The organism is Streptomyces sp. E-08, assembly GCF_049913095.1.
In the GTDB taxonomy this organism is placed as follows: Bacteria; Actinomycetota; Actinomycetes; order Streptomycetales; family Streptomycetaceae; genus Streptomyces.
Window position 1 is genome coordinate 1496792 of record NZ_CP183971.1, and the last position, 17358, is coordinate 1514149.

Sequence of the window (17358 nt, forward strand, 5' to 3'; positions counted from 1 at the left end):
CTCAGAACTGTAAGGCTCTCGAAGTGGGCATCCTGTGAACGGGACACAGCTCACAGCCGTACCGTCGGGTGCCGGCACACCCGTGCCCGGACACAGCGAGCGAAGAGGGGCAGTACATGAGCGGAGTGGCACGCCGGACGGTGGTCGCGGCGGCGGGCAGCGCGGGCCTGGCGGCGGCGCTCGCCGCCTGCGGGGGCGGCGCGGACGAAAAGAACGCGGCCCCGGAGGGAACGGCGCTCGCGCGGACCGGGGACATCCCGGTGGGCGGCGGGAAGATCCTCGCCGACAAGGGCCTGGTGATCACCCAGCCCAAGGCCGGCGAGTTCAAGGCCTTCTCCTCGAAGTGCACCCACCAGGGCTGCGCCGTGAGCAGCATCAAGGACGGCGTCATCGTCTGCCCCTGCCACCAGAGCCACTTCGACATCTCGGACGGCAGCGTGAAGTCCGGACCGGCGCCCGCTCCGCTGCCGCCGGAGCCGATCCAGGTGGTGGGCGAGGAGATCAGCCCCGGCTGACGGCACCCCCGGCCCTCCGGGGGGCCTTCCAGCACCCCAGCACCTCGTCCGTCGTGGTGATCGTGGCGACGAGCGCGAGGGTGTTCCGGATCATCGCGGGGGTGTAGTCGGCCGGCACCCCCGCGATGGCGTCCGCGGGCACCACGACCGTGTAGCCGAGGTTCACCGCGTCGAACACCGCGTTGGGCACGGCCACGTTCGCGGAGACCCCGGTGACGATCAGCGTGCGGCAGCCGAGGTTGCGGAGCAGCGCGTCGACGTCGGTGCCCGCGAGCGGCGAGAGCCCGTGCAGCCGCCGGACGATCAGGTCCTCGTCGGCGACCTCGATCGGTTCGGCGATGCGGACGGCCGCGCTGCCGCTGTGCTGCTGCACGGGCAGCCGGGCGGCGGCCGCGAAGAGCCGGGCGTTGCTGTTGGCGCCCCGGCCGTCGGGGCGCCGCTCGGCGACGGCGTGGATCACCTGGACGTCCGCCGCGTGCGCGGCGGCGACGAGCCGGGCGACGTTGCCGAGGGCGCCCGACGCCCGGGCGACGGCGGCCAGTTCGGGCAGGGCACTGTCGGGGCCGACGACACCACGCTGACATTCGACGGTGAGCAGGACGACTCCGCCGTCCGGGCGGATCCGCTCCCCGAGCCGTTCTCTCGGACTCTGACCCATGGTCTCCCCTTGCATGCGCGCGGATGGCCCCCCATGCTTTCTGACGTCTCATCAGAAATCCAGAAGGGTGCGGACGATGACCGTCGCACAGCGCCGTGGACGCCGGATCATGATGACCCCGGCCGAGCTCGACTCCTTCCTCGCCGAACAGCGCACCTGCCGGGTCGCGACCGTCTCCGCCGACGGCCGCCCGCACGTGAGCGCGCTCTGGTTCGTCTGGGACGGCTCCTCGCTGTGGCTGTACTCCCTGACGCACAGCCGCCGCTGGGCGGAGCTGCGCGCCGACCCGAGGATCGCGGTGGTGGTGGACGACGGGGAGGAGTACGGGGAGCTGCGCGGGGTGGAGCTGTCGGGTACGGCCGTCTTCGTCGGCGAGGCACCGAGGACCGGCGAGCCGTGCCCCGAGCTCGACGTGCCCGAACAGCTCTTCACCGCCAAGAACTTCGGCCTGGACACCATGCCGCACGACGGCCGGCACGCCTGGCTCCGGCTGACCCCGGACGCCATCGCGTCCTGGGACTTCCGGAAGCTCGCGGGCCTCTGACCGGCGCCTCCCGGTCTCAGCTCGCCAGGGGCTCCGCCACCGCCCGCAGCGCCGCGACGACCGCCCGCACGGAGGGGCGCCGGCCGGCGTCGGCCCGCCAGGTGGCGTAGACGTGGCGCCGGACCTTCTGCCGGACGGGGACGAAGGCGACCCCGTCCGGCACCGGACGCCCGAGCCGGGGCGTGACGCACACGCCGAGCCCGGCCGCGACCAGGGCCAGCTGTGTGTGGTGCTCGCCCGCGAAGTGCCCGATGCGCGGCTCGATGCCCTGCGAGCGCAGCGTGAACATGAGCCAGTCGTGGCAGAACTCGCCCTCGGGCCAGGAGACCCACTCCTCGTCGGCGAAGTCCTCCAGGTCCACCGCGTCCCGGCCGGCCAGCGGGTGTCCGGTCGGCAGGGCCACGTCGGCGGAGTCGTCGAGGAGGTGGGCGCGCTCCAGGCCGCCGGGGACGGGTGCCCGCTTGTTGCTCCATTCCAGGACGATCGCCAGGTCGGCGTCGCCGCGCAGGACCGCCCGCACGCCCGGTTCCGGCTCCAGTTCCGTCGTACGGACGCGGAGCTCGGGGTGGCCGGCGCGCAGGGCGGCGAGCGCGGCCGGGAACAGTCCGCGCGCCGCCGTGGGGAAGCCGGCGAGCCGCACCTCGCCCACCACCCGGCCCCGCTGGGCCTCGATGTCGGCCTGTGCCATCTGGACCTGGGAGAGGATCCGGGCGGCGTGCTCGGCGAGCAGCAGTCCGGCGTCGGTGAGCCGCACGCCCCGGCCGTTCTTGGCGAGCAGCTGCTGCCCGACCTCGCGCTCCAGTTTGGACAGCTGCTGGGAGACGGCCGAGGTGGTGACGTGCAGGCCGTCGGCCGCGCCGCTGACCGAACCGTGCCGGGCGAGGGCGTCGAGGGTGCGGAGGCGCTCCAGGTTCAACATGTAAGCGATACTAAGGGGAGGGGTCGAGAAATTCTCGCTTGTTCTAAGACGTCGTTCCCGTCACCCTGAGTGCATGAGCCCCGCAGCCCCGCCCTCCCCCGCCTCCGCATCCGCATCCACCTCCGCCCCTGCCTCTGCCTCCGCCCCTGCCTCCGCATCCGCATCCGCTCCCCGCCTGCTCGACTGGCGCGTCCGGTTCGGCGCCCTCGCCCTGATCTGGGGCTGCAGCTTCCTCTTCATCAAGGTCGGCACGGAGGGCTTCGCCCCCTTCCAGGTCACGTTCGGGCGGCTCCTGTTCGGTACGGCGGTGCTGGCCGTCGCGATCGTCGTGAAGCGCGACCGGCTGCCGCGCGGGGCCCGCGTCTGGGGCCACCTGGCGGTCGCGGCCTTCCTCCTCAACGCGCTGCCGTTCTCCCTCTTCGCGTACGCTGAGCTGACCATCCCCTCCACCCTGGCGGGCATCTGCAACGCGACGACGCCGCTCTGGGGCATGCTGCTCTCGCTCGTGGCGCTCTCCGAGGACCGCCCGACCCGGGTCCGCGCGGCCGGTCTCGGCATCGGCTTCATCGGCGTGCTCACCGTGCTCGGCGCCTGGCAGGGCTTCTCCGGCCTCGACGTGACCGGCACGGCCCTGGCCCTGCTCGCCTCCTTCAGCTACGCGGTCGGCTGGATCCACGTCCGCAGGAACCTGAGCGGCACGGGCGCGTCGAACCTCTCGCTGGCCGGCTCCCAGGTCGGGCTCGCGACGCTGCAACTGGCGGTGGTCACCCCCCTGTTCACCTCGATCCCCGATTCGGTGGAGCTGATGCCGCTCCTCTCCGTGATCGCGCTCGGCGCGCTCGGTACGGGGTACGCGATGCTGCTCCAGTACGGCGTCGTCGCGGAGGTCGGCCCGACGACGGCCTCCATGGTCACGTACTTCATCCCGGTGATCGCAACGGCGGCGGGCGTGGCCCTGCTCGACGAGCGGCTCACCTGGAACACCCCGGTGGGTGCGGTCGTGGTCCTGGCGGGCGCGGCCCTCACCCAGACGCGCGCCTCGACCCGGACGGCGGGCGTGCGCGCTTCGGGCGGGCGCCTCTCCCTCTCCCGTGTCACTCTCCGTGACTCCCGCGAGGACAAGATCGTTCCCCGGGCATGAACCTCTCCACGATCCCCCGCACCCTCGTCGCCGCCCTCGCCGTGGCCGGCGCGTTCCTCGGCCTCGCCGGCACCGCGCAGGCCGCCGCCACCGCCGGTGCCGTGACGACCGTCGCCCCCGTGGACGGACCGGAGCCGGTCGAGCTCGACGAGCCGGGCCTCTCCGACCTGTTGGAGGACTGACGGCGCAGCGGGGCACGTGAACGGCCGGACACCACGAGGGCGGTGTCCGGCCGTTCCGTGCGCGGCGGGCGTCAGTCGCCGCCCCGGCGCGCACCTCCGAAGAGCGCCTGCAGGGCGTCGACGGCACTGCCGTCGTGATCGCTCCCCGCCGTACCGCTGCTGCCGTACTGGACGTTGGCCGCCCGGTCGACCTCCACGACGGAGTCGGCGTGCGAGTTGTCGATGACGGTCAGCAGACTGCCGGCCGCGGCGGGCGCGGCCCCCGCCGCGAGGAGGACCGCGGCCAGACCGAGCGCCTTCAGCGGCGTCCTGACCCCGGCCGCCCTCGGCGGGGATCCGTACGGCACCTGGCGCGGGATCGACGGGCTCACGCGCCGACCCGCTCGGGAGCCGGCTGGTGGCGGGCGATGTTCCGCTCCAGGAGCCGGGTCGAGGCGGCGACCCCGACACCGCTCTCGGGGTCGAAGGACGGCAGTCGGCCGTTGGCCCGCTTCAGTTCGACGAGGGCCGAGTCCATCGCCTCGTGCGCCGCGAAGAGACAGGGCGTGCTGTAGATGGCCACGTCCACGCCGAGGTCGGAGAGCTCGTCGAGGGAGAGCCGCGGCGACTTGCCCCCGGCGATCTGGTTGAAGAGCAGCGGCTTGTCGCCGACCACCTCGCGGATCCGGTGGATCCACTCGACGCTGCGCACGCCGTCCACCAGGACCACGTCGGCGTCGGTCGCGGCCAGGCACTCCGCCCGCCGCAGGATGTCGGCCTCGTCCGTGGCGTCCGTCCTGGCCACGACGACCATGTCCCGGCGGGTGGCCAGCACCATCTTCAGCTTGGCGAGGTACTCGTCGAGCGGCAGCACCTGCTTGCCGTCCGCGTGCCCGCACCGGCGCGGCCGCTTCTGGTCCTCCAGGATCACACCCGATGCACCGATCCGCTCCAGGCCCTCCACCACGTGGCAGGCCACCTCGGGGTCGACATAGCCGTCGTCGATGTCCACGAGCAGGTGGTGCCGGGGGAACGCGCCGCGCAGCCGCTGCACGAACGCCACCATGTCCGGCCAGGCGATGAAGCCGATGTCCGGGAGCCCGTAGTACGAGGCGGCGAAACCGAACCCGGAGACGAACATCCCGTCGTAGTGGTCGGCGGCGACGGACGCCGAGTACATGTCGTACACGCCGATCAGCGGGGTCGTTCCCGGCGCCGCGACGGCCTCGCGCAGACTGCTTCCGTAACTCAAGGTGTGGCTCCTGGTCATCTCGGAAAACACGACATCGGTGAAGAACCGCCGCAACACGGCGGTCCTTTACCAAAACCTGATGATTTCCTGAGACACCGCCGAACATCGCCCTACGAGAGCTTTACTCACTCTCCAGGCGTAGCGCATTCACCGGGGAAACGTCACTTGCGCGGGGAACGCCCTTGCCTCGCAGGGCAGATGGGACCCGAGGCCTGCCGTTCGGATCGGGCCGGGCCTGCGGGGGCCCGATCCGAGAGGGCAGGCCCTACCCGTAGCTCCGCGCCGGCGCCGGCCCCGCCGCCCGGGCCACCGCGTCGGCGAGCGCCTCGACGTCCGCGACGGCGAGGCCCGAGACGGTGAGCCGGACGGCCGGCCCCGTGTCCATCCGGAAGCGGGCGCCCGGCGCGACCGCCCAGCCGGCGGCGAGGAGCCGGGCCACCGCGCCGGTCTCGTCGGCCACCGGCACCCAGACGTTCATGCCGCCGCGCCCGTGCGCCTCGACGCCGCGCCGGGCCAGGGCCCGCACGAGCCCGTCGCGCCGCTTCCCGTACGAGCGCGCGACGAGGGCCGGGTCCACCGCGCCGGTCTCCCACAGGTGGGCGACGGTCCGCTGGAGGAGCCTGCTGACCCAGCCGGGTCCGAGCCGCTGCCGCCCGAGCACCCGGTCGACGGTCTCGGCGTCCCCGGTGAAGGCGGCGATCCGCAGGTCCGGCCCGTACGCCTTGGCGACCGAGCGGACGAGGACCCAGCGGTCGGTGACGCCGGCCAGCGGATGGAGGGGCTGCGCGACGATGCCGTGCCCGTGGTCGTCCTCGACGAGCAGCACATCGGGGTGCGCGGCGAGGACGCTCCGCAGCGCGCGGGCGCGGTCCTCGGTGACGCAGGCCCCGGTCGGGTTCTGCGCCCGGTCGGTGACGATCACGGCGCGCGCGCCGTCCTGCCGGATCGCGCGCTCGACCGCCTCGGGCAGGGGCCCCTCGTCGTCGACGGCGACCGGCACCGGGCGCAGCCCGAGCGCGGGCACGAGGTCGAGGAGGCTGCCCCAGCCCGGGTCCTCGACGGCGACGGCGTCGCCGGGCCTGAGGTGGATCGCGAGCACCCGCTCGATGGCGTCGAGGGAGCCGGAGGCGACGCCGACGGGTCCTGCGGGCACCCCGTCCGCGTCGAATGCGGCGCGCGCGAGGCGCCCGAACTCCTCGTCGACGGGGGCCTCTCCGTACATGCCGGGCCGCTCGGCGTAGTGCCGGGCGACCTCCGCGAAGGCCTCGGCGAGAGGTGGCAGGAGGGCGGGGTCGGGACTGCCGTTGCTCACGTCGCGGACCCCGGCGGGCGCCTCCACGCGGATCGATCCGCGCGCCGTCGTGGCGGGCCGTGGCCGCACCCGGCTGCCGCGCCGGCCGTCCGTCTCGATGACCCCGCGCTCGCGCAGGGTGCGGTAGGCGGCGGCGACGGTGTTGGGATTCACGCCGAGGGTGGTCGCCAATTCCCGCATGGGCGGCAGCAGTTGGCCGGGCTGGAGCGCGCCCGCGCCCACGCCCCGCTCGACGCTGGCGGCGATGTCCGATGCGCGACGACCTTCGATCCGATACTCTCCTAGCACAAACATCATTATGCACTAGTGCAATGGAGTACGCAATGAGCGCCGCCGCCGACACGAGCACCGTGACCGAGACGTCCGCGCCGGGCGAGGCCTACACGCCGACCGACCGGACCGTGCCCACGCGGTCCCGTCAGCGCGCCTCGTACGACAAGGAGCTCGTCCACTCGATACTCGACGAGGCCTACGTCTGCCACCTCGGCTTCGTCCGCGACGGCGCGCCGGTCGTCCTCCCGACCCTCTTCGGCCGGGTCGGCGAGCGCCTCTACGTCCACGGCTCCACCGGCTCGCGGCCGCTGCGCGCGGCCGGCGACGGCGTGACGGCCCCGGGCCTGCCCGTCTGCCTGACCGTGACGCACGTCGACGGCCTCGTGCTCGCCCGCTCCGCCTTCCACCACTCGCTCAACTACCGCTCGGTCGTCGTCCACGGCACCGCCCACCAGGTCACCGACCCCGAGGAGCTGCGAACGGCTCTGGACGCCCTCGTCGACCACGTCGTCCCCGGCCGCTCGGCCGACTCGCGCCCCGGCAACGCCAAGGAGATCGCCGCCACCGCCGTCATCCGGCTCGACCTGGACGAGGTCTCGGCGAAGGTGCGCACCGGCGGCCCCAACGACGACGCCGAGGACCTCGCCCTCCCCCACTGGGCCGGTGTGGTCCCCGTGCGGGGCGGCTACGGCACGCCGGTACCGGCCGGCGATCTCGACCCCTCGGTCGTCCTGCCCGGCTACCTCACCGCGCTCTGAGCCGGGAGGACGGACCGACCATGCTGATCCACCCCTGGGACGCCGCGCACGACGAGGGCGAGTGGCGCGACTGGCTCTCCCGGCACGACTTCGGCCAGCTCGCCGTCAACGGCCGGGACGGCGAGCCGCCGTGGGTGCAGCCGACGCACTTCCGGTACGACCCCGAGCCCGGCCCGTACGGCCGGGCCCTGGCCCACCTGGCCCGGCCGAACCCGCTCTGGCGCGCCCTGGAGGCGAACCCGGCGGTGCTCCTGAGCGTGGTCGACGACTACGTCTACGTTCCGGGGCACTGGACGGCCCCCGACGGGGCCCCGTCGGAGCACGGCACCCCGACCTCGTACTACGCGGCCGTCCAGCTGCGCTGCACCGCGCGCGTGGTCGACGATCCGGCGGAGAAGGCGGCCCTGCTCAACCGTCAGGTCGCCCACTTCCAGCCGGAGGGCGGCACCGCGCCCGTGGCCCCCGGCGAGGCCCCGTTCGGCAGGCTGCTGGCGGGGATCCGGGTGCTGAGCCTGGAGGTGACCGACGTACGGGCGAAGTTCAAGTACGCGGGCAACAAGCCGCGGGAGGTCCAGGAGCGGGTCTCGGAGCGCCTCGCGGAGCGGGCCGGCCCCGGCGACCTGAACGCCCGGGCCCACCAGATCCGCCGCGCGAACGGATGACGCACAGGGGGCGGGAGCCATGACGGATCCCGCCCCCTGCCGTCTACACCGCCACCGGCTCCCCCCTGCGCGCCTCCGCCGCCGTCCGCGCCTCCGCCAGGGCGAGGCCCGTCACGGCGGCGAGGAGCAGCAGGGTGCCGAGCACGATCGCGGCGGTGAGCCGCTCGCCGAGGAGCGAGACCGCGATCAGGGCCGCGCTGACCGGCTCCAGGAGCATGATCACGGAGACGGTGGCGGCCCGGACGACGGCCGCACCGGCGAAGTACAGGGCGTAGGCGAGCGCGGTCGGCACCGCCGCCACGTACACGAGGAGCAGCACGACGCTCACCGGCGCGTCGGTGTGCGGGACGAAGCCCTCGGCGAGAGCGGCGGGCAGCAGCCCGACCGCCCCGATCGCGAAGGCCCAGGTGGTGGTCGCCAGGGCGTCCGAGCCGCCGCCGTCCCGGCCGAGCCACCGGGTGAGCAGGGTGATCGCCGCGTATCCGCCCGCCGAGACGACCGCGAGGACGACCCCGACCGGCCGCACCTCCGCCGCCCCGCCGCCCAGGACGAGCACGAAGAGCCCGGCGAGCGCCCCGACGACGGCGGTCACCCCGCCGCGCCCGAGGCGCTCGCCCATGGTGAGCCGGGCGCCGATCGCGATGAGGACAGGACCGGCCCCCAGGGTGACGACGGTGCCGACCGCGAGGCCGGTGGCCTCGACGGCGGCGAAGTAGGCGCTCTGGAAGACGGTGAGTCCGATGCCCGTGCCGAGGATGCGGGCCGTCCGCCGGCCCCGCGGTTCCCTCCCGGTGCGGACGGCGGCGCGGCGGGGCCGCAGCGCCAGCGCCCCGAGCAACAGGACGAGGCCGCCGACGCAGCGCCAGAAGGAGAGGGCCAGCGGGCCCATGTCACTGACACGGAAGATCAGTGAGGCGGCGGCGCCGGCCGTGCCCCAGGCGATGCCGGCGACGATCAGATAGAGGAGGCTCCGCCCGACGGACAGGGCGGGACCCGAGGAGTTCGACACGTGGGTGCTCCGTGGAAGACAGGAGGGAAGGGTGGTCGCTGGGCTCCGCGCGCGGGCAGCGACGAACCGCTCGGGGGCGAGGAGTCGCCCGGCCGAGCCCGGTCTTCGTCGAGGAGGTCTCCGCGCGCGCTAGGCGGCGGGAGGCGGAAGCACGGTCGCATGCATGATCGGCACCTTAGGGGGCGGTCCGCCCGGACGACAACTCCGCGTCCCTGCCCTCGGACTCCTGCGCGGCGCCCGCCGGAGGGGAGCCCGCCACCGGGCCGCTCGGGGGCGCCTTCGGCGTCGAGGACTGGGCGATGAAGGCTCCGACGAGGACCACCGCACCGCCGATGATCTGCGGCGCTCCCAGGTGCTCGCCGAGCAGGACCCAGGCCAGGACGGTCGCGATGACCGCCTCCAGGCAGGCCACGACTCCCGCCACCTGCGGGGAGAGCTTGCGCACCGAGATGACTCCGGTGACGTACGCGAGAACGGTGGCGATCAGCACGATCCAGCCGAGCAGCAGCCACGCGGGCACGCTGGTCCCGTTCATGTCGGCCCGGCCGCCGAGGACGCCCCACTCCATGCCCCAGGGCCGGGACACGACGGTGAGGACGACCGCGCCGATGAGCAGTCCGTACGCGATGACGCCCACCGGGTCGGCCCGCTCGGCCTCCTCGGCTCCGTCGGCGCCCTGGTCGGAGAGGACGAAGTAGCCGACCTGGCAGCAGGCGGCGGCGAGGGCCAGGAGCAGGCCGAGGACGTCGAAGCTCAGTCCGGACCAGACCTGAACGACGCACGCGAGGCCGCCGGCGGCGAGGACGACGCCGAGGGCGGCGGCGCGGGTGACGGGACGGCGCTGGACGAAGCGGACCCAGCCGAGGACGAGGGCGGGGGCGAGGTACTCGATGAGCAGGGCCACTCCGACGGGGATGCGGGAGAGCGAGGCGAAGTAGAAGGCCTGGACTCCGGCGACGGCGAGCAGGCCGAAGCCCACGAGGAGGGCGGGTTTGCGGCGCAGGAGGTCCCGGTGGCGCCAGGCCACGGGCAGCAGGACGAGCGCGGCGCCGGCGACCCGGAGCCACACCACGTGGAGCGGGTCGAGTCCCGCCTCGATGAGTGGCTTGGCCGCCACTCCTGAACCACCGAATGCGAAGGCCGAGGCCAGGGCGAGTCCCAGGCCGGCGCTTCTCCCCTGAGACGCGTGCATCGGGCCATCATGACAGGACGCCGTCAGGGGCGTAACCCCCGTTACACCTGTTGAGACGGCTCCTCGTCGCAGGCGGCCTGAAGAGCGGTGATCCGGGCGGTCAGCGCGCCCGGTTCGACCCCCGCCCGACGGAGCACCTCGACGGCCCGGCTCTCGGGATCCGCGGCGACGGCGGCGAGCAGGTCGAGGCCGCGGGCCTGCGTCTCGCCGCGGTCGGCGGCCCGCCGGAAGGCGCCTTCGAGTGCGGCGGCCGCGGTCGGCGACCAGGGGGAGGTGCGGGAGCCCGGGGGCTCGGCCCCGCGCGTGGCGGGGAGCAGGCGGCGGGTCGCGGACTCCTCGTCCGAGCGCTGCCAGCGCAGGCCGTAGCCGATGGACCGCTGGACGAGATAGCCGAGGACGCGGGCGAGCTGGTGGCCGCCCTCGAAGGCGGCGCCGGCCTCGGGGTCGGACTCGACGAGCGCGTGCAGCAGGTGGGCGGTGTCGATCTGGCGGTCGCCGTCCCTGAGGGCCCTGCGGCGCGCGCTCGACACGACCGTCGCGAGCGACGGCGTCAGGAAGGGGGCGAGCTCCGCGCGCGGGGCGGCGGACGACGGGAGTGGCTGGGGGCGCGGGACGGGATGGTGCACCCTCCCACCTCATCAGGCCGGGAGGGCCGGAACATCACCGGGGAGAAGCATGTCCGCATCCCACCGGAGTTGGGCACGCGCGCGCGGTTCCTCCTCCTTACGGATGAGATCGCGCGCGTTGCCCCCGAGGGGCGCGCGCCGCCTTGCTCTACGCCCCCAACGCAACCACGGGCCCCTCTCCGCTCGTCCTCCGGTCGTGTTCTGGATGGTGGCTCTGCTCTCACTCGACGGGCGGCAGTACGTGTACCGGGTGTACGCACCCCGGGAGGCGCTGCCGGCCGATCTGTTCTGGGCGGCCTTCCACTGCCACGAGGAGGACGGGGCGCCACGGGCCTCGGACAGCTTCGACGCGGCCGAGATCTGGTGGATCGGCGACGGCACGGGACCGGCGACCACAGAACTGACGGTTCATCAGTATTGAATGTTCACGGCCGCCCCGCTACGTTCCGCGACACCGGAACCCAGTTGGCACGCGTGAAGGGGTGGTCTCATGGCCGAAGTCAGCGCGGAGGCACGGATCGAGGCGCCGACCGGAAAGGTCTGGGCGCGGCTCACGGACTTCTCCTCGTACGGCGAGTGGAACGCCACCCACACCAGCTTCCCGAACGGCGGCCCGGCCACGCTGGAGGCGGGTGCCACCTTCACGGAGAACATGAAGCTGATGGGCTTCCCCGCCGAGGTGCTCTGGACGGTGGAGGAGCTGGAGTCGGAGCGGGCCTTCGCCATCCGGGGCAAGGGCCCGATGGGGGTCGTCGTCTCCACGCGCTACTCGCTGGCGGCGGACGGCGAGGCCACGACGGTACGGATCGACGGGGAGTTCACCGGTGCGGCGGTCTCCCTGATGGCGGGCAAGCTCAAGGACTCGGCGACGGCGGCGCTGACCGAGTCCCTGCGCAAGCTCTCGGGCCTGGTGGCCTGAGCCGTACCGCCGGAAACGCCGGGGCCCCGCGACGACGGTCGCGGGGCCCCGGCCGCCGTGCGGCTCAGTGCTCGTCGGCGAGGATCAGGTACAGCTTCTTGCGGGCCTCGTTGATCACGGTGACCGCCTTCTGCCGCTGCTCGGCACTGCCGGTCTTCCAGACCTGCCCGAACGCCTCCATCAGACCGAAACCGGCCTGCCGGATCTCGTTCACGGCGTCCCAGTCGACCCCGCGCCCGGCCTCCTCCCACGGTGCGTCGGGGCCTTCCTCGGCCTCGGTGCGCCCGGATTCGGTGAGCGTGAACAGCTTCTTGCCGCCCTCGCTGGCACTGGTGATCAGCCCCTCGTCCTCCAGCATCTGGAGGGTCGGGTAGACCGAGCCGGGACTGGGCTTCCACGCCCCGTCGCTGCGCTCGCCGATCTCCCGGATCATCTCGTAGCCGTGCATCGGGCGGTCCTTCAGGAGCGCCAGGATCGAGGCGCGCACGTCACCGCGCCGCGCCCGTCCCCGGCCGCCACCGCGACCCCGCCCGCCGAAGGGGCCGCCACCGAACGGCCCGCCGCCGTACCCGGGCCCGAACGGCCCGAACGCGGCACGCCGCCCCTCGAAGTCCCCCCGAGGCCCGGGGCCGCAGCCTCCACGGCCGTGCCCGTTTCCGTGCTCGTGTCCATGTGAACGCATCGCAACGCTCCTTTCATCGAGAATCCATCGTCGAACTGTCGCGATGCCTCAACGATATATCGGAACTGTTCACCGAGCAAGACCCGACACATCGGTCATGGAACGTCGCGCCGGACCCGCGGCACGTCCCTGACGAACACCAGGCCGTCGCAGTCCGCGAGAGGGGCCGGGTCGAGCGGGGCGTACCCGAACCAGGGGGACACGCGCCGCGCGGGCCGCTCGTCACCGAGCGCGGCGGCCAGCCGCCGCGCGTCGACGAGACAGCGCTCCTCCGGAAGCGCGTACAGGAGCCCTTCGACGGTGTCCGGCGCCGGCGCGTCCACCCCCCGGTGCCGGATCGTGCCCAGGGCCGTCGCCACGAAGGCGTACTCCTCCCCGAGTTCGGCGCTCACGAGGGCACCCGCGCTCCACCACTCCAGGCGCTGCCCACCCATCCGCATCGAACTCTTCTCCCGCTGGAGGTGGCCGTTGTGGCTGTGGACGAACGTCGGGCCCCGCTCGGCCAGCGCGAGGAGGTTGAGGGACATCATCCGGTCCCGTGCGGCCGCCAGCCGGGCCCAGCGGGACGACGAGGTGTCGGCCATCCCGTGGTGGTAGCGCAGCAGACCGAGCGCGGTGCGGCCGTACAGCCGGGCCCGTTCCCACTCCTCCGGCGAGCTCACCGTGACCAGGTACGGCCGCTGCTCGTCGAGCAGTGCCGCCAGGTCGTCGGCGATCACCCGCAGCCGGACCGCCGGCTCCGACCGCCCCACCGACCGGGCCGGGTCCGTCATCGCGGCCGGCTCGGTCCACCGCTCGTCGCTGCCGAGCAGCTCGTCGAGGGTGTCCGCGGCACAGGGCAGCAGGTCCGCCGCCACCCGGTCCGCGAGGTATCCGTGGAGTGCGGTGAGGGCCTGCCGGGGACTCTCCGCGGCGGCGATCTCCAGCGGTCCGTCGAACCCGGCGAAGCGGAGCCGCTCGGCCGCGGGCCTGCCCTCGTTGTAGGCGCGCATCCAGCGCACCAGCTCGCGGTTGCCCGCGAGGGCACCCCATGCGTGGCTGAAGCCGTGCTCCATGACCTGGTCGAGGGTGCCGGTGCCCGCGGTCACGTGGTCGTCCACGGTCAGGCCCCGCAGGCAGTCGGTCTCCAACGCGATCGTCCGGTAGCCCTCGCGCTCGACGAGCTGCCGGAAGAGCTCGTTGCGCAGGTCGAGCAGCACGTCCTCGCCGTGGGTGGGCTCGCCCAGGGCGAGCAGCCGGGGCCGGGCCCGGAGCAGCCCGATGACGGAGGCGGAGTCGAAGGGATGGGCGGTGTCCTTGATGTCAGTCGCCATGCCTTCAACGCTATCGTTGAACATTCGGTGGAGACTTTTCCTTTCTCACCCGCGATATCGTCGGCGTCATGGGGAAAAACCTTCAAAGCACGGTGCGTCCCAGGCTTCGGCCGGTGGACCTGGCGCGCGAGCACGGTCTCTCGACGCAGGCGGTCAGGAACTACGAGGAGGCCGGCATCCTCCCCGCCGCCGCTCGCACCCCCCACGGCTACCGCAGCTACACCCCCCTGCACGCCGGGGCCCTGCGCGCGTTCCTGGCCCTGCTGCCCGGCCACGGCCACCCGACGGCGACGGCGATCATGCGGGCCGTGAACGAGGGAGCGGCCGACGAGGCGTTCCGCCTGATCGACGAGAGCCACGCGCAGCTCCTGGAGGACCGGCGGACCCTCCGGGCCGTGGAGAGCGCCCTGCGTGACCTGGACCCGGGGTCCACGGCGACGCCCGAGCCCGGCGGCACGTTCATCGGGCCGCTGGCGAGGAGGCTCGGCATCCGTCCCGCGACCCTGCGCGCGTGGGAGGACGCCGGTCTGGTCCAGCCTCGGCGCGACCCCCGGACCGGATACCGCGTGTACGACGAGGCCGCCGTGCGGGACGCCCGGCTGGCCCACCAGCTCAGGCGCGGCGGCCACCCGCTGGAGCGGATCGCCCCGCTGATCGCCCATGTCCGCACGGCCGGCGGACTGGCGCCGCTGGAGGCCGCGCTGACCGAGTGGCACGGACGACTGTCGGCCCGCGGGCGCGCGATGCTGGCCGGGGCGGCGGAGCTGGACGGGTACCTCCGGGCGCGTGGCTGAGCCCACCCGACTGGCAGAATCGGCGTCATGCCGACGCATCCCCTGCTGCTCGAAGCCCGGTGCCTGTGGGAGGAACTCGCCCGCGCGCCACGGTCGTTCCCGCCCGGCGACGGTGTGACCGTGACCGTGTCCCCGGAGTCGGCGCTGTGCCCGCCCGGCTGGGTCGGCGTGGTCGTCCTCGGAGGATCGGCGCTCGTGACCGTCCCGGCGGAGTCCGCCGCCGAGCCCGTACGCACCGCCCTGTCCGGCCTGCCCGTGGAGGCCCTGGTGGACGAGGCGGCCCTCCGCGCGGTGCTGCCGGTGGCCGGGGTGCTCGGCCCCGCGGCCCTGTCGTACGTCTCCCCCGCGGGCTTCCGCCCGGCCGCCGGCGTATCGGCGGTCGAACGGCTGCCCGGCGGCCACCCGGCGCTGCGCGCCCTGGAGGAGGCCGCCGGCCGGGAGGACTCCGAGGAGGCCGCCCTGGACGACATCACCTCGCAGGCGTTCGTGGTCCGCGAGCACGGCCGGGTGGTGGCCGCCGCCGGACACCGGGCATGGCCCCGGCGGACCGCCCACATCAGCGTGCTGACGGCCCCGGAGGCACGCGGCCGCGGGCTGGCGCGCACGGCGGCCTCGGCGGCGGTCGCCGACGCCCTCGCCGCCGGGCTCCTCCCGCAGTGGCGGGCGCGTCCCCCGGCCTCCCGGCGGGTCGCCGCCGCCCTGGGCTTCGAGGAGCTGGGCGCCCAACTCTCCCTGGAGACAGCCCCGATCGCGCCGACACCCTCGTGACCTGCGAGAATCCCGCCATGCCCGACGACACCGCCCTGGTCTTCACCCAGTTCACCGCCCCCGGGGCCCTGCCCGTCGGGCTCGCTCCGCTCCTCGTCGACTGCTGGACCGAGGTGAGCGACGCGGGCGGGGCCGCCGGGTTCCCCTTCCCGCCGGTCGACCCGGCCGAGGTCACCGCCGCGGTCGACCGCATCGTCGCGGGACTCGACCCGTCGAGCAGCCGACTCGTCACCGCCACCGTCGACGGCGCCCTCGCGGGCTGGCTGTGCCTCCGCCGCGACACCGATCCGCTGGTCGCGCACTGGGGCACCCTGCACCACGTCCAGACCCGCCTCGGGGTACGAGGCCGGGGCATCGGCGCCGGTCTGGTGCGGCACGCCCGCGCGATCGCCCGCGACGAGATGGGCCTGGAGCAGTTGCGCCTCGCGGCACGCGGCGGGACCGGCCTCGAGGAGTTCTACGGACGGCTCGGCTGGCGGGAGATCGGCCGCTGGCCCGGGGCCCTGCGCCTGGCGGCCGGCGACGACCGCGACGAGGTCCTCATGATCCTGAAGCCTCTGTGACCTCCCCTGCCCCACCGCGGCGGGCCCGTACGGCACGCACGACCCGGGTGGTCCCGTACCCCAGCAGCCACGGCAGCACCGTGATGCCGAGGACGTACACGAGGAGGTAGCCGACGAGGTCGTCGGTCCGCGTCGGCTGGTCCCAGGGCAGGACCATCGCGGTCGCGGAGACCCCCACCGGCACCAGCGGCAGCAGCACCGTCCACCCCCACGGCCACGGGCCGGGCCGCCGGGCGCACCACACCCCCGTCGCGCCCATGAGGAACGGCCCGAACGGCACCCACAGCAGCACCGGATAGAACAGCAGCAGCCACCACTCGTCCCCGTAGCCGAACATCATCGAAGCCCCCGGGCCCACTCGTTCCCACGTACGACCGTCGAGGACGACGCCCGGGAGAACGGGTCCAGTTCTCCGCGATTGGCCTTGGCCCGCGGATTTCCGTCCCCGGTACGGTCGGTGGCATGCGCATCCGAATCGTCGACGCCTTCACCGACCGGCCCTTCTCCGGCAACCCGGCCGGAGTCCTGCTCCTCGACTCCTTCCCCGACGACGCCTGGCTCCAGAAGGTCGCCGCCGAGGTCAACCTCTCCGAGACCGCCTTCGCCCACCCGCTCCCCGCCGGCGGGGAGGCCGACTGGGCGCTGCGCTGGTTCACCCCGACCACCGAGGTCGACATGTGCGGCCACGCCACCCTGGCCACGGCGCACGTCCTGCACACCACCGGCACCGCGAGCGGCACCGTCCGCTTCGCCGCCCGCTGCGGCCTCCTGATCACCACCGCCGAGGCCGACGGCACGATCACGATGGACTTCCCGACCTCCTCCCTCACCCCGATCGCCGTCCCCGAGGGCCTGGAGAAGGCGCTCGGCGCCGAGATCGTCGCCGTCCACGACACCGCCGACCACATCGGCGACCTCCTCGTCGAGCTGCGCGACGAGGCCACCGTCCGCTCCCTCACGCCGGACTTCGCCGCGCTGAAGGACCTCTCCTCGCGCGGCATCATCGCGACCGCCGCCGCCGAACGCCCGGACAGCGGATACGAGTTCGTCTCGCGGGGCTTCTTCCCCGCCGTCGGGATCGACGAGGACCCGGTGACGGGCAGCGCCCACACCGCGCTCGCCCCGTACTGGTCGGCCCGGTTCGGCCGCGAGGAGCTCACCGGCTTCCAGGGCGGCGCCCGCACGGGCCTCGTCCGCACCCGCCTGAGGGGCGAGCGCACCCTCCTGAACGGCCACGCCGTCACGGTCGTCGAGGGCGAGCTGCACGCCTGACGCACGAAGAGGGGGCGTACGGCCC

General features: G+C 73.9%; 23 protein-coding genes. 12 read left to right on the forward strand and 11 right to left on the reverse strand.

Annotation, left to right across the window (positions count from 1 at the left end; all coding sequences use genetic code 11):
* The first annotated feature begins 116 nt into the window (after window positions 1-116).
* A complete protein-coding gene (locus ACN9MM_RS06810; protein WP_382869682.1) occupies window positions 117-515 on the forward strand; it encodes a Rieske (2Fe-2S) protein in 399 nt (132 codons plus the stop codon).
* On the opposite strand, the gene ACN9MM_RS06815 is transcribed toward ACN9MM_RS06810, so the two are convergent.
* A complete protein-coding gene (locus ACN9MM_RS06815; RefSeq protein WP_426362799.1) occupies window positions 502-1173 on the reverse strand; it encodes an isochorismatase family protein in 672 nt (223 codons plus the stop codon). The two genes, ACN9MM_RS06810 and ACN9MM_RS06815, sit on opposite strands and share 14 nt — an antisense overlap.
* Before the next feature lie 76 nt (window positions 1174-1249).
* On the opposite strand from ACN9MM_RS06815, the gene ACN9MM_RS06820 reads away from it, so the two are divergent.
* Window positions 1250-1717: a pyridoxamine 5'-phosphate oxidase family protein gene (locus tag ACN9MM_RS06820; RefSeq protein ID WP_426362800.1), complete on the forward strand. Its 468-nt coding sequence runs from the start codon at window positions 1250-1252 to the stop codon at window positions 1715-1717.
* Between the two features lie 16 nt (window positions 1718-1733).
* Here the strand turns inward: ACN9MM_RS06820 and ACN9MM_RS06825 are convergent, their stop codons facing one another.
* Complete coding sequence (locus ACN9MM_RS06825) at window positions 1734-2636, reverse strand: LysR substrate-binding domain-containing protein (RefSeq protein ID WP_426362801.1); 903 nt, start codon at window positions 2634-2636, stop codon at window positions 1734-1736.
* A 73-nt stretch (window positions 2637-2709) separates the two neighbouring features.
* Between ACN9MM_RS06825 and ACN9MM_RS06830 the strand changes: the two genes are divergently transcribed.
* Window positions 2710-3777, forward strand: coding sequence for a DMT family transporter (locus ACN9MM_RS06830; RefSeq protein WP_426362802.1), 1068 nt, complete (start codon window positions 2710-2712; stop codon window positions 3775-3777).
* Entirely contained in the window at window positions 3774-3959 is a 186-nt protein-coding gene (locus ACN9MM_RS06835; protein WP_426362803.1) for a hypothetical protein, read from the forward strand. The genes ACN9MM_RS06830 and ACN9MM_RS06835 overlap by 4 nt, the downstream gene beginning before the upstream one ends.
* A 71-nt stretch (window positions 3960-4030) precedes the next feature.
* Here the strand turns inward: ACN9MM_RS06835 and ACN9MM_RS06840 are convergent, their stop codons facing one another.
* The 3 genes from ACN9MM_RS06840 to ACN9MM_RS06850 all read right to left on the reverse strand — a co-directional run bounded on the left by ACN9MM_RS06840 (window position 4031) and on the right by ACN9MM_RS06850 (window position 6790).
* On the reverse strand, window positions 4031-4330 hold the full coding sequence (locus tag ACN9MM_RS06840; RefSeq protein WP_426362804.1) for a hypothetical protein: 300 nt from the start codon (window positions 4328-4330) through the stop codon (window positions 4031-4033).
* Window positions 4327-5190, reverse strand: coding sequence for an isocitrate lyase/PEP mutase family protein (locus tag ACN9MM_RS06845; RefSeq protein WP_426362805.1), 864 nt, complete (start codon window positions 5188-5190; stop codon window positions 4327-4329). The genes ACN9MM_RS06840 and ACN9MM_RS06845 overlap by 4 nt, the downstream gene beginning before the upstream one ends.
* A 265-nt stretch (window positions 5191-5455) precedes the next feature.
* On the reverse strand, window positions 5456-6790 hold the full coding sequence (locus tag ACN9MM_RS06850) for an aminotransferase class I/II-fold pyridoxal phosphate-dependent enzyme (RefSeq protein ID WP_426362806.1): 1335 nt from the start codon (window positions 6788-6790) through the stop codon (window positions 5456-5458).
* A 35-nt stretch (window positions 6791-6825) separates the two neighbouring features.
* Here ACN9MM_RS06850 and ACN9MM_RS06855 point away from each other — a divergent pair, with 35 nt between their 5' ends.
* Together ACN9MM_RS06855 and ACN9MM_RS06860 are read left to right on the forward strand one after the other, a co-directional pair.
* A complete protein-coding gene (locus tag ACN9MM_RS06855; protein ID WP_426362807.1) occupies window positions 6826-7533 on the forward strand; it encodes a pyridoxamine 5'-phosphate oxidase family protein in 708 nt (235 codons plus the stop codon).
* Window positions 7534-7553: 20 nt separating this feature from the next.
* Window positions 7554-8195 carry an FMN-binding negative transcriptional regulator gene (locus tag ACN9MM_RS06860; protein ID WP_426362808.1) on the forward strand — a complete coding sequence of 214 codons (642 nt, stop codon included), beginning with the start codon at window positions 7554-7556 and terminating at the stop codon, window positions 8193-8195.
* 43 nt (window positions 8196-8238) lie between these two features.
* Here the strand turns inward: ACN9MM_RS06860 and ACN9MM_RS06865 are convergent, their stop codons facing one another.
* The 3 genes from ACN9MM_RS06865 to ACN9MM_RS06875 all read right to left on the reverse strand — a co-directional run bounded on the left by ACN9MM_RS06865 (window position 8239) and on the right by ACN9MM_RS06875 (window position 11022).
* The gene (locus ACN9MM_RS06865) at window positions 8239-9204 is read right to left on the reverse strand and encodes a DMT family transporter (protein ID WP_426362809.1); all 966 of its coding nucleotides are present in this window, start codon (window positions 9202-9204) and stop codon (window positions 8239-8241) included.
* Between the two features lie 175 nt (window positions 9205-9379).
* Window positions 9380-10396, reverse strand: coding sequence for an EamA family transporter (locus ACN9MM_RS06870; protein WP_426362810.1), 1017 nt, complete (start codon window positions 10394-10396; stop codon window positions 9380-9382).
* Between the two features lie 41 nt (window positions 10397-10437).
* Window positions 10438-11022, reverse strand: a complete 585-nt coding sequence (locus ACN9MM_RS06875) for a Clp protease N-terminal domain-containing protein (protein WP_382869658.1) — start codon at window positions 11020-11022, stop codon at window positions 10438-10440.
* A 196-nt stretch (window positions 11023-11218) separates the two neighbouring features.
* On the opposite strand from ACN9MM_RS06875, the gene ACN9MM_RS06880 reads away from it, so the two are divergent.
* Both ACN9MM_RS06880 and ACN9MM_RS06885 read left to right on the forward strand, forming a co-directional pair.
* Complete coding sequence (locus tag ACN9MM_RS06880; protein ID WP_426362811.1) at window positions 11219-11443, forward strand: hypothetical protein; 225 nt, start codon at window positions 11219-11221, stop codon at window positions 11441-11443.
* Between the two features lie 69 nt (window positions 11444-11512).
* The gene (locus ACN9MM_RS06885) at window positions 11513-11941 is read left to right on the forward strand and encodes a type II toxin-antitoxin system Rv0910 family toxin (protein ID WP_382869654.1); all 429 of its coding nucleotides are present in this window, start codon (window positions 11513-11515) and stop codon (window positions 11939-11941) included.
* A 64-nt stretch (window positions 11942-12005) separates the two neighbouring features.
* Here the strand turns inward: ACN9MM_RS06885 and ACN9MM_RS06890 are convergent, their stop codons facing one another.
* Together ACN9MM_RS06890 and ACN9MM_RS06895 are read right to left on the reverse strand one after the other, a co-directional pair.
* Window positions 12006-12428, reverse strand: a complete 423-nt coding sequence (locus tag ACN9MM_RS06890) for a PadR family transcriptional regulator (protein ID WP_426362812.1) — start codon at window positions 12426-12428, stop codon at window positions 12006-12008.
* A 290-nt stretch (window positions 12429-12718) separates the two neighbouring features.
* Window positions 12719-13936 (reverse strand): erythromycin esterase family protein, encoded by a 1218-nt coding sequence (locus tag ACN9MM_RS06895; protein WP_426362813.1) that lies wholly within the window; start codon window positions 13934-13936, stop codon window positions 12719-12721.
* A 68-nt stretch (window positions 13937-14004) separates the two neighbouring features.
* On the opposite strand from ACN9MM_RS06895, the gene ACN9MM_RS06900 reads away from it, so the two are divergent.
* From ACN9MM_RS06900 to ACN9MM_RS06910, 3 genes are read left to right on the forward strand one after another with little or no spacing between them, the layout of a single operon-like run.
* On the forward strand, window positions 14005-14730 hold the full coding sequence (locus ACN9MM_RS06900; RefSeq protein WP_426362814.1) for a TioE family transcriptional regulator: 726 nt from the start codon (window positions 14005-14007) through the stop codon (window positions 14728-14730).
* A gap of 27 nt (window positions 14731-14757) precedes the next feature.
* Window positions 14758-15498: a GNAT family N-acetyltransferase gene (locus ACN9MM_RS06905; RefSeq protein ID WP_426362815.1), complete on the forward strand. Its 741-nt coding sequence runs from the start codon at window positions 14758-14760 to the stop codon at window positions 15496-15498.
* Window positions 15499-15515: 17 nt separating this feature from the next.
* Window positions 15516-16061 (forward strand): GNAT family N-acetyltransferase, encoded by a 546-nt coding sequence (locus ACN9MM_RS06910; protein ID WP_426362816.1) that lies wholly within the window; start codon window positions 15516-15518, stop codon window positions 16059-16061.
* Here ACN9MM_RS06910 and ACN9MM_RS06915 read toward each other — a convergent pair.
* Window positions 16039-16401, reverse strand: coding sequence for a hypothetical protein (locus tag ACN9MM_RS06915; protein WP_426362818.1), 363 nt, complete (start codon window positions 16399-16401; stop codon window positions 16039-16041). The genes ACN9MM_RS06910 and ACN9MM_RS06915 overlap by 23 nt on opposite strands.
* Window positions 16402-16523: 122 nt before the next feature.
* Here ACN9MM_RS06915 and ACN9MM_RS06920 point away from each other — a divergent pair, with 122 nt between their 5' ends.
* Window positions 16524-17333, forward strand: a complete 810-nt coding sequence (locus ACN9MM_RS06920) for a PhzF family phenazine biosynthesis protein (RefSeq protein WP_426362819.1) — start codon at window positions 16524-16526, stop codon at window positions 17331-17333.
* Window positions 17334-17358: the final 25 nt, after the last annotated feature.

Bases quoted from the DNA above. Each gene is read 5' to 3' on its own strand.
- ACN9MM_RS06810 (WP_382869682.1), top strand. From the start codon at position 117: ATGAGCGGAGTGGCACGCCGGACGGTGGTCGCGGCGGCGGGCAGCGCG.
- ACN9MM_RS06920 (WP_426362819.1), top strand. From the start codon at position 16,524: ATGCGCATCCGAATCGTCGACGCCTTCACCGACCGGCCCTTCTCCGGC.
- ACN9MM_RS06895 (WP_426362813.1), bottom strand. From the start codon at position 13,936: ATGGCGACTGACATCAAGGACACCGCCCATCCCTTCGACTCCGCCTCC.
- ACN9MM_RS06830 (WP_426362802.1), top strand. From the start codon at position 2,710: ATGAGCCCCGCAGCCCCGCCCTCCCCCGCCTCCGCATCCGCATCCACC.
- ACN9MM_RS06815 (WP_426362799.1), bottom strand. From the start codon at position 1,173: ATGGGTCAGAGTCCGAGAGAACGGCTCGGGGAGCGGATCCGCCCGGAC.
- ACN9MM_RS06825 (WP_426362801.1), bottom strand. From the start codon at position 2,636: ATGTTGAACCTGGAGCGCCTCCGCACCCTCGACGCCCTCGCCCGGCAC.
- ACN9MM_RS06855 (WP_426362807.1), top strand. From the start codon at position 6,826: ATGAGCGCCGCCGCCGACACGAGCACCGTGACCGAGACGTCCGCGCCG.
- ACN9MM_RS06870 (WP_426362810.1), bottom strand. From the start codon at position 10,396: ATGCACGCGTCTCAGGGGAGAAGCGCCGGCCTGGGACTCGCCCTGGCC.
- ACN9MM_RS06860 (WP_426362808.1), top strand. From the start codon at position 7,554: ATGCTGATCCACCCCTGGGACGCCGCGCACGACGAGGGCGAGTGGCGC.
- ACN9MM_RS06820 (WP_426362800.1), top strand. From the start codon at position 1,250: ATGACCGTCGCACAGCGCCGTGGACGCCGGATCATGATGACCCCGGCC.
- ACN9MM_RS06900 (WP_426362814.1), top strand. From the start codon at position 14,005: ATGGGGAAAAACCTTCAAAGCACGGTGCGTCCCAGGCTTCGGCCGGTG.
- ACN9MM_RS06885 (WP_382869654.1), top strand. From the start codon at position 11,513: ATGGCCGAAGTCAGCGCGGAGGCACGGATCGAGGCGCCGACCGGAAAG.
- ACN9MM_RS06835 (WP_426362803.1), top strand. From the start codon at position 3,774: ATGAACCTCTCCACGATCCCCCGCACCCTCGTCGCCGCCCTCGCCGTG.
- ACN9MM_RS06915 (WP_426362818.1), bottom strand. From the start codon at position 16,401: ATGATGTTCGGCTACGGGGACGAGTGGTGGCTGCTGCTGTTCTATCCG.
- ACN9MM_RS06905 (WP_426362815.1), top strand. From the start codon at position 14,758: ATGCCGACGCATCCCCTGCTGCTCGAAGCCCGGTGCCTGTGGGAGGAA.
- ACN9MM_RS06910 (WP_426362816.1), top strand. From the start codon at position 15,516: ATGCCCGACGACACCGCCCTGGTCTTCACCCAGTTCACCGCCCCCGGG.